Genomic DNA, 9,325 nt, shown 5'->3' with positions numbered 1-9,325 from the left:
AAGTTCGGGTCCTCCAGCAGCTTGAACTTGTCGATCGTGATGACCCACGCCGCGAGCAGCCCCGCCGCACCGGTGATCACCAGAAGCAACGCGAAACCCAGGGAACCCCCGGCACTGCGAGGAGCGTCCGCTCCGTCGCCGGTGGAAGAGGCGCTGTCGCTTGCCGTGGTCGTCTTGCTCATCACGCCGTTCCGTCGCTCGTGGTGGTGGCCTGCTGGCAGCCTCATTCTGCCGCACGCTCCTGTGTGTCCACCGTTCGATGGCCATAAGCATGTACGGCCGACGGTCCCGGAACGTTCGCTCCTGCGGAACGCTCCCTGACAAGACGACGACACACAGCGCACAAACCGACAGAGCGGGTCACAGGGCCGTGCCCGTGACCCGCTCTGTCATCGACCGACGTGCCGGGCTACGCCAGCTTGTTCTTCAGGACAGCCACGATCTCGTCGACCGCCACCGCGTCCTGCTCGCCCGACTCCATGTCCTTGAGCTGCACGACGCCGTCGGCGAGGTCGCGTTCGCCGGCGACGATGGTGAAGCGCGCGCCGCTGCGGTTCGCGTTCTTCATCGCGCCCTTGAGGCCCTTGCCGCCGTACGAGAAGTCGGTGGAGACGCCGGCCCGGCGCAGCTCCGTGACCTTGGAGAAGAGGACGCGGCGCGCCTCGTCGCCGAGCGGGACCGCGAACACGCTGGTGGTGGAGGGGAGTTCGAGCTCCACGCCCTCCGCCTCCAGCGCCAGGACCGTACGGTCGACGCCGAGCGCCCAGCCGACGGAAGGCAGCGACGGGCCGCCGATCATCTCGGAGAGGCCGTCGTAGCGCCCGCCGCCGCCCACCGCGGACTGCGAGCCGAGGCCGTCGTGGACGAACTCGAAGGTGGTGCGCGTGTAGTAGTCGAGCCCGCGGACCAGCTTCTCGTCGTCCTCGTAGGCGACACCCTCGGCGGTCAGGAGCTCGCGGACCTCCTCGTGGTACGCCTTGCAGCCGTCGCACAGGTAGTCGCGCAGCGAGGGCGCGCCGACGAGCTGCTTCTGGACGTCGGGGCGCTTGTCGTCGAGGACGCGCAGCGGGTTGATCTCGGCGCGGCGCAGGGTGTCCTCGTCGAGGTCGAGGCCGCGCAGGAAGTCCTGGAGCGCGGCGCGGTAGACCGGGCGGCACTCCTTGTCGCCGAGCGAGTTCAGCAGGATGCGGAAGTCGCGCAGCCCGAGCGAGCGGTACGCCTGATCGGCCAGGATGATCAGCTCGGCGTCGAGCGCCGGGTCCTCGGTGCCGATCGCCTCGGCGCCGACCTGCGAGAAGTGCCTGTAGCGGCCCTTCTGGGGGCGCTCGTAGCGGTAGTACGAGCCGGAGTACCAGAGCTTCACGGGGAGGTTGCCGGCCTTGTGAAGGTTGGCCTCCAGCGCGGCACGCAGCACGGACGCGGTGCCCTCGGGGCGCAGGGCGAGCCTGTCGCCGCCCTTGGTCTCGAAGGCGTACATCTCCTTGGTGACGATGTCGGTGGACTCACCGACACCGCGCGCGAACAGCTCGACGTTCTCGAAGCCGGGCGTCTCGACGTAGCCGTAGCCGGAGTTCCTCAGCGGGGTGGAGATGGCGTCGCGCACCGCGAGGTACTTGGCGGAGTCGGGGGGAAGCAGGTCGTACGTGCCCTTGGGGGCCTGAAAGGTGCTCACGGAAGTCTCTCGTCACATTCCTCGTCGGGGAGCCTGGAATGAGGTTCCCTGGCCGGCGGCCACCTGCCGCAGATACGGGTTGGTGGCGCGCTCCTGGCCGATGGTCGTCTGGGAGCCGTGCCCGGAGAGCACCACGGTCGAGTCGTCGAGCGGCAGGCACACGCGTGCCAGCGATTCGAGCATGTCGTCCATGGAGCCACCGGGCAGATCGGTGCGTCCGATGGAGCCGGCGAAGAGCAGATCCCCGGAGAAGAACACGGACGGGACGTCCGCGCTCTCGGGCATCGTGAAAGCCACCGACCCCTTGGTATGACCCGGCGCGTGCGCCACGGTCAGGTCGAGGCCGGCCAGCTTCAGTTCGGAGCCGTCGCTCAGCTCCCGCACGTCGTCGGGCTCCCCCACCGTCAGCTCGCCCATCAGCGGCATGCCGATGGAGCGGCCGAGCGCCTTCTCCGGATCGCTCATCATGTAGCGGTCGGAGGGGTGGATCCACGCCGGGACGTCATGGGCTCCGCACACGGGGACGACGGAGGCGACGTGGTCGATGTGGCCATGCGTGAGGATGACCGCGACCGGCTTGAGCCGATGCTTCTTGAGCGCGTCCTCGACTCCCTGGGTGGCCTGGTGGCCCGGGTCGATGATCACGCACTCCTCACCCGCGGCGGGGGCAACCAGGTAACAGTTGGTGCCCCAGGCCCCGGCGGGGAACCCGGCAATCAGCACGATCGTCCTTCGTATGTCGTCCGGCGGAAGTGTGTCCGCAGAAGAATGCGGCAGATCAGAGCCTACCGGCGCTGCCGATTCCACAGCTAACCCATATACGGTACGGGGCACACAGCAGGCGGTCGTAACAGGTCCAGTTCAGATCAGGTTCGTCCCGTTCGGATCACTTCGCATCGGTTCGGAATCAGGTCTCGAGACGTACGAGGAGTAGACCCGGTGGTCAGCAACGATCAGCGGCGGCGGCAGCTCGCCCGGGAGAAGTTCTTGCGGCAGCAGCAGCGGCGGGAGTCGGCGCGGCGCAGGGCGCGCACACGCAACACGGTGATCGCGTCGGCGTTGGCCGTGGTCGTGGTGGCGGGCGCGGGCGCGTTCGCCGCCGGGGCCTTCGACGGCAAGGACACGAAGGACTCCGCGGCCTCCAAGCCGAGCGCGAGCCCCTCCAAGGCAGCCGACCCGTGCGAGAAGCCCGCCGCGGGCAAGGTGAAGCCGCTCAGCTGGAAGAAGGAGCCGGCACTCACCATCGACAAGTCGGCCGGCTACACGATGAACCTCGCGACGACGTGCGGCGACATCGGCATCGACCTCAAGGCGAAGGAGGCCCCGCACACGGTCAACTCCTTCGACTTCCTCGCCGGCAAGGGCTTCTTCGACCACACCAAGTGCCACCGGCTCACCACCAACGGCATCTACGTCCTGCAGTGCGGCGACCCGAAGGGCACCGGCGCGGGCGGTCCGGGCTACACGATCCCGGACGAGAACCTGAAGGACAAAAGCCTGAAGGCGAACGTGTACCCGGCGGGCACGATCGCGATGGCGAACACGGGCCAGAAGCACACCGGCGGCAGCCAGTTCTTCCTCGTGTACCAGGACAGTCAGTTGCCGCCGAGCTACACACCGTTCGGGACCATTTCCGATTCCGGTATGAAGGCGCTCAAGAAGATCGCCGCCGCTGGTGAGAGCACCGGGCAGGGCGACGGCGCCCCGAACGCCACGGTCGTGATCGACAAGGCGACCGTGAAGAAATCCTGACCGCCGGCGGTGAAATTTCGGTCGCGCGGGATGCGGACAGCCGCCCCGCCGGTCGCCTATGTTGGCCGTGACGAAACTGTGGACGATGCCCGGGCCCCCAAGGCGCCCTGCAGGCATCATGTGGAGGAGGCGCTGTGAGCAGCGACCCGTGGGGCCGCGTCGACGAGACGGGGACCGTGTACGTGCGTTCGGCCGACGGCAGCGAGCGTGAAGTCGGTTCGTGGCAGGCAGGTTCTCCTGATGAGGCCCTCGTCTACTTCAAGCGCAAGTACGACGGCCTGGTCGTCGAGATCGGGCTCCTCGAGCGCCGGGTGCAGACGACCGACCTGTCGGCGAAGGAAGCCACGACGGCCATCGAGCACCTGCGCGAGCAGGTGACCGATGCGCACGCCGTCGGCGATCTGGAGGCTCTGGGCAAGCGCCTGGACAAGCTCGTCGAGACCGTCGATGCGCGCCGCGAGGAGCGCAAGGTCCAGAAGGCGAAGCAGTCCGACGAGGCGCGGCACGCCAAGGAGGCCCTGGTCACCGAGGCCGAGGAGCTGGCCCAGAGCGAGCAGTGGCGCGCGGCCGGCGAGCGGCTGCGGGCGCTGGTGGACACTTGGAAGGGTCTGCCGCGCCTGGACCGCAAGTCGGACGACGAGCTGTGGCACCGCTTCTCGCACGCGCGCTCGGCGTTCTCGAAGCGCCGCAAGGCGCACTTCGCCTCGCTGGACGCGCAGCGCGAGGACGCCCGCCAGGCCAAGGAGAAGCTGGTCGCCGAGGCCGAGTCGCTGTCGGGCTCGACCGACTGGGTGGCCACGGCCGCGCGGTACCGCGATCTGATGACGGACTGGAAGGCCGCGGGCCGCGCCCAGCGCGAGCACGAGGACGACCTGTGGAACCGCTTCCGCGGCGCCCAGGACGTGTTCTTCGCGGCGCGCAGCGGTGTCTTCGCCGAGCGGGACGCCGAGCAGGGCGAGAACCTCAAGCTCAAGGAGGAACTCGCGGACGAGGCCGAGAAGCTCCTGCCGATCGGGGACCTGAAGACGGCCCGCGCCGCCTTCCGCTCGATCAACGAGCGCTGGGAGGCCATCGGCCACGTGCCGCGCGATGCGCGTCCGAAGGTCGAGGGCCGGATGCACGCCGTGGAGCGGGCGCTTCAGGAGTCCGAGGAGACCGAGTGGCGCCGGACGAACCCGGAGGCACGCGCGCGTGCCGCGGGACTCACCGGTCAGCTCCAGGCGGCGGTCGACAAGCTGCGTGGCCAGATCGACACGGCCCGCGCACAGGGCAACAACGCGAGGGCCGACAAGCTCCAGCGTGAGCTCGACGGCCGTCAGGCGCTGCTCGACCAGGCACTCAAGGGCCTGCACGAGTTCGGCGGCTGAGCAGTCATCGCATGAGAAGGGCCCCCGGCGCTCGGCGCCGGGGGCCCTTCTCATGTCTGTCGACTACGGCCTGCGCGTGTCTGTCGACTACGGCCTGCGCGCCGACGTCACGCGGTAGACGTCGTAGACGCCCTCCACTCCCCTGACCGCCTTCAGGACGTGACCGAGGTGCTTGGGGTCGCCCATCTCGAAGGTGAAGCGGGAGGTGGCCACCCGGTCGCGGGACGTCTGCACGGCCGCGGACAGGATGTTGACGTGCTGGTCGGACAGGACCCTGGTGACGTCCGAGAGCAGCCGCGAGCGGTCCAGGGCCTCGACCTGTATGGCGACCAGGAAGACGGAGGACTGCGTGGGCGCCCACTCGACTTCGAGGATCCGCTCGGGCTCGCGGGACAGCGACTCGACGTTGACACAGTCGCTGCGGTGCACCGATACGCCGCTGCCGCGCGTGACGAAGCCGATGATGGGGTCGCCGGGGACGGGCGTACAGCAGCGGGCCAGCTTGACCCAGACGTCCTCGACACCCTTGACGACCACGCCGGGGTCGGCGTTCGCACGGCGCTTGGAGCGGCCGCGCGACGGGGGTGCGCTCTCGGCGATGTCCTCGTTCGCGGCGTCCTCGCCGCCGAGGGCCTGCACGAGCTTCTGGACGACGCTCTGCGCGGTGACGTGGCCTTCGCCGATCGCCGCGTACAGGGACGAGATGTCGGGGTAGCGCATCTCGTGCGCGAGCGTGACGAGGGAGTCGCCCGTCAGGATGCGCTGGATCGGCAGGTTCTGCTTGCGCATGGCGCGGACGATGGCGTCCTTGCCCTGCTCGATCGCCTCGTCGCGGCGCTCCTTGGAGAACCAGGCGCGGATCTTGTTGCGGGCGCGCGGGGACTTGACGAAGCCGAGCCAGTCCCGGGACGGGCCCGCGCCCTCGGCCTTGGAGGTGAAGACCTCCACCAAGTCGCCGTTGTCCAGGGTCGATTCGAGCGGCACGAGCCGCCCGTTGACCCGCGCTCCTATGGTGCGGTGGCCGACCTCCGTGTGGACCGCGTACGAGAAGTCGACGGGGGTCGCGCCGGCCGGGAGCGCTATGACGTCGCCCTTCGGCGTGAAGACGAAGACCTCGTTGCGCGAGAGGTCGAAGCGCAGGGACTCCAGGAACTCGCCCGGGTCCTCCGTCTCCTTCTGCCAGTCGAGCAACTGGCGCAGCCACGCCATGTCGTTGAGGTGGTCGTCCTTGCCGGTGGCCTTCGGCTGGTCACTGCGCACCTTGGAGGCGCCGGCAACGGCCTCCTGCTTGTACTTCCAGTGCGCGGCGATGCCGTACTCGGCGCGGCGGTGCATGTCGAACGTACGGATCTGGAGCTCAACGGGCTTGCCGTTGGGGCCGATCACCGTCGTGTGCAGCGACTGGTACATGTTGAACTTGGGCATCGCGATGTAGTCCTTGAACCGGCCGGGGACCGGGTTCCATCGCGCGTGCACCGTGCCGAGGGCGGCGTAACAGTCCCTCACCGTGTCGACAAGGACACGGATGCCCACCAGGTCGTAGATCTCCGCGAAGTCACGGCCGCGGACGATCATCTTCTGGTAGACGCTGTAGTAGTGCTTCGGGCGGCCGGTGACGGTCGCCTTGATGCGGGCGGCGCGCAGGTCGCTCTGCACCTCGTCGGTCACTATGGCGAGGTACTCGTCGCGCTTGGGCGCGCGCTCGGCCACCAGACGCACGATCTCGTCGTACATCTTGGGGTAGAGGATCGCGAAGGCGAGGTCCTCCAGCTCCCACTTGATGGTGTTCATGCCCAGGCGGTGCGCCAGCGGAGCGTAGATCTCCAGCGTCTCGCGGGCCTTCTTCTCCTGCTTCTCGCGCTTGAGGTAGCGCATCGTGCGCATGTTGTGCAGGCGGTCGGCGAGCTTGATGACCAGGACGCGCGGGTCCTTGGCCATCGCGACGACCATCTTGCGCACGGTCTCGGCCTGCGCGGCCTCGCCGAACTTGACCTTGTCCAGCTTGGTGACGCCGTCGACGAGCAGGGCGACCTGGTCGCCGAAGTCGCGGCGCAGGGTGTCCAGGCCGTACTCGGTGTCCTCGACGGTGTCGTGGAGCAGGCCCGCCATCAGCGTCGCGGGGTCCATGCCGAGCTCGGCGAGGATCGTCGTCACCGCGAGCGGGTGCGTGATGTACGGGTCGCCGCTCTTGCGCTTCTGGCCGCGGTGCCAGCGCTCGGCGACCTGGTAGGCGCGCTCGACCTGGCGCAGCGTGGACGTCTCGATCTTCGGGTCGTTGCTGCGCACTATCCGCAGCAGCGGCTCGAGAACGGGGTTGTACGGGTTCGAACGCTGCACGCCGAGACGGGCGAGGCGGGCGCGGACGCGGTTCGAGGAGCCGGAGCGAGCGGGCTGGCCCGCTGCGGGACGCACCACGGGCGGCGTGGGCGGCGTGGCGGGAGCCGGGGCGGCGGCAGCGGGGCCGGGGGCTGGGCGCTTGCCGGCCGGGGGCTTTTCTGCCGGGGGCTTGGGGCGCGGCTGCTGCTCGGCCGCCTTGCCGCCCGGGGCGCCGGTGGAGCCCTGCCCGGTCTTCCCGGGCTTCGCGGGCACGGCTGTGGGAGCCGCGGCCTTGTCGGCCTTCTGGTCGGGCTTGGCGGCTGTGGGTACCCCCACGCGCTCGGCGCTGGGGGAGAGTGGCTTGGCCTCGTCTGGCAACGGCGCTCCTCGTGCGCGACGGGTCCCCCGTTCAGGTCCCGGAAAGCCCATGGTATCGACACTGGGCCGCCCGCTCGCCTTCGGCCGGTGGGACGGCTTTCAACAGCTGAAACGCAAAAGGCGGGCACCGGATTCCTCCGGGCCCGCCCTTACGCCTGTGACCAGGTGTTCAGACCATGAGCAGTGAGTCCAGCGGGGCGCCGTCGAGGGCCGGAAGCAGCCGCTCGCGGCCGCCCAGGAATCCCAGCTCCATCAGGACGGCGATCCCGGCGACCTCGGCGCCCGCGCGCCGGATGAGCCGCACCGACGCCTCGGCCGTGCCACCGGTGGCGAGGACGTCGTCGATCACCATGACGCGGTCACTCGCGACCAGGTCCTCGGCGTGCACCTCGATCTCGGCCGACCCGTACTCCAGGTCGTACGACTGGCTGAGCGTCGCCCCGGGGAGCTTGCCGGCCTTGCGTACGGGGATGAAGCCGAGCCCGGCGCGTACGGCGACCGGGGCGCCCAGGATGAACCCGCGCGCCTCCAGGCCGACGACCTTGGTGGCGCTGTTCGCGACGCAGAGCTCCGCGAGCACGTCGGTGAGTGCCGTGAAGGCCGACGGGTCCGCCAGGAGCGGGGTGATGTCCTTGAACATCACGCCCGGCTCCGGGTAGTCCGGCACATCGCGGATGCGGCTGAGCAGCAGCTCGCTGATGCCGGTGAGCTCGGTCATCGGCGCTTCCCCGAGGGGCGGCCGCGGCCGCGGCCCCGCGAGGCCGGCTGGTGGCGGGGTCCGACGACCGCGGTCGCCGTCTCGTCGTCCGACGTGTCGTCGTCGAAGTCGTCGCCCTGCGGCGCCGGGGCCTCGACCGACTCGCCCTTGGCGGCCGCCGACGCGCGCTTGGCGAGCACGCGCTTCTTCAGGGCCTTGATCTGCGGGTCGCGCTCCTTGAGGTCGGCGACGAGCGGAGTGGCGATGAAGATCGACGAGTACGCACCGGCCGCGAGACCGACGAACAGCGACAGCGAGATGTCGTTGAGCATGCCCGCGCCGAGGAAGCCGCCGCCGATGAACAGCAGGCCCGCCACCGGCAGCAGCGCGACGATCGTGGTGTTGATCGATCGCACCAGCGTGCCGTTGATGGAGCGGTTGGCGATCTCGCTGTACGTGTAGCGGGTCTGCTTGGTGATGTCCTTCGTGCCCTCCTTCAAGGAGTCGAAGACCACCACCGTGTCGTAGAGCGAGTAACCGAGGATGGTCAGCAGACCGATGATGGTGCCCGTGGTGACCTCGAAGCCGACCAGGGCGTAGATCCCGACCGTGATCGTGATGTCGTGGATCAGTGCGACCAGGGCCGCGACCGCCATGCGCCACTCGAAGGCGATGGCCAGATAGATCACCACGAGGATCATGAACACGATCAGGCCGGTCCATGCCTTGTTGGCGATCGTCTCGCCCCAGCTGGGTCCGACGAGGTCGGCGTTGATCTTCGCCTCGGGGACGTTCAGGTCCTTGGCGAGTTCGGTCTTGATCTGGTCGGACTTCGCGGTGTCCACGCCGGAGATCTGGATGCGCAGACCGCCGGTGCCGAGCTCCTGGACGATCGCGTCGTGCCCGGAGGCCGCTTCGGCGGAGCGCTCCGCCGTGCCCGCGGAGACGCTGGTCTTCGGAGTGGTGAAGACCGCGCCGCCCTCGAACTCGATGCCCATGTTCAGACCACGCACCGCCAGGCCGACGATGGCCGTGATGGTGATCAGGATCGAGATGCCGTACCAGATCTTGCGCTTGCCGATGAAGTCGTAGCCGACTTCACCGCGGATGAGCCGGGCGCCGAGATGGCCGAGCTTCGACATC

General features: G+C 69.1%; 7 protein-coding genes and 1 pseudogene. 2 read left to right on the top strand and 6 right to left on the bottom strand.

The genetic code is table 11. The features are described from left to right. From AC07EJ_RS43615 to AC07EJ_RS43605, 3 genes and pseudogenes are all read right to left on the bottom strand, one after another. Positions 1-182, bottom strand: a pseudogene (locus tag AC07EJ_RS43615) (vitamin K epoxide reductase family protein); the annotation flags it as partial. Positions 183-409: 227 nt separating this feature from the next. Next, positions 410-1,672, bottom strand: a complete 1,263-nt coding sequence (gene hisS / locus AC07EJ_RS43610; RefSeq protein WP_389483776.1) for a histidine--tRNA ligase — start codon at positions 1,670-1,672, stop codon at positions 410-412. A 12-nt stretch (positions 1,673-1,684) separates the two neighbouring features. Continuing rightward, positions 1,685-2,395 (bottom strand): MBL fold metallo-hydrolase, encoded by a 711-nt coding sequence (locus tag AC07EJ_RS43605; RefSeq protein WP_389483779.1) that lies wholly within the window; start codon positions 2,393-2,395, stop codon positions 1,685-1,687. 216 nt (positions 2,396-2,611) lie between these two features. Here AC07EJ_RS43605 and AC07EJ_RS43600 point away from each other — a divergent pair, with 216 nt between their 5' ends. Beyond that, positions 2,612-3,424, top strand: a complete 813-nt coding sequence (locus AC07EJ_RS43600) for a peptidylprolyl isomerase (protein ID WP_478886319.1) — start codon at positions 2,612-2,614, stop codon at positions 3,422-3,424. Between the two features lie 134 nt (positions 3,425-3,558). Next, entirely contained in the window at positions 3,559-4,791 is a 1,233-nt protein-coding gene (locus AC07EJ_RS43595) for a DUF349 domain-containing protein (protein ID WP_478886318.1), read from the top strand. An 87-nt stretch (positions 4,792-4,878) separates the two neighbouring features. Here the strand turns inward: AC07EJ_RS43595 and AC07EJ_RS43590 are convergent, their stop codons facing one another. The 3 genes from AC07EJ_RS43590 to secF form a co-directional block, all read right to left on the bottom strand. After that, positions 4,879-7,485 (bottom strand): RelA/SpoT family protein, encoded by a 2,607-nt coding sequence (locus tag AC07EJ_RS43590; RefSeq protein ID WP_393585444.1) that lies wholly within the window; start codon positions 7,483-7,485, stop codon positions 4,879-4,881. A gap of 169 nt (positions 7,486-7,654) precedes the next feature. Next, a complete protein-coding gene (locus AC07EJ_RS43585) occupies positions 7,655-8,203 on the bottom strand; it encodes an adenine phosphoribosyltransferase (RefSeq protein WP_478886317.1) in 549 nt (182 codons plus the stop codon). Beyond that, complete coding sequence (gene secF, locus AC07EJ_RS43580) at positions 8,200-9,324, bottom strand: protein translocase subunit SecF (RefSeq protein ID WP_389483795.1); 1,125 nt, start codon at positions 9,322-9,324, stop codon at positions 8,200-8,202. The genes AC07EJ_RS43585 and secF overlap by 4 nt, the downstream gene beginning before the upstream one ends. Position 9,325 lies beyond the last annotated feature (1 nt).

This window comes from Streptomyces sp. NPDC045026, assembly GCF_056432625.1.
This window is presented reverse-complemented; position numbering and strand designations above follow the sequence as displayed.

Coding starts and splice junctions, on each gene's coding strand:
- AC07EJ_RS43585 (WP_478886317.1), bottom strand. CDS start 8,203: ATGACCGAGCTCACCGGCATCAGCGAGCTGCTGCTCAGCCGCATCCGC.
- secF (WP_389483795.1), bottom strand. CDS start 9,324: ATGTCGAAGCTCGGCCATCTCGGCGCCCGGCTCATCCGCGGTGAAGTC.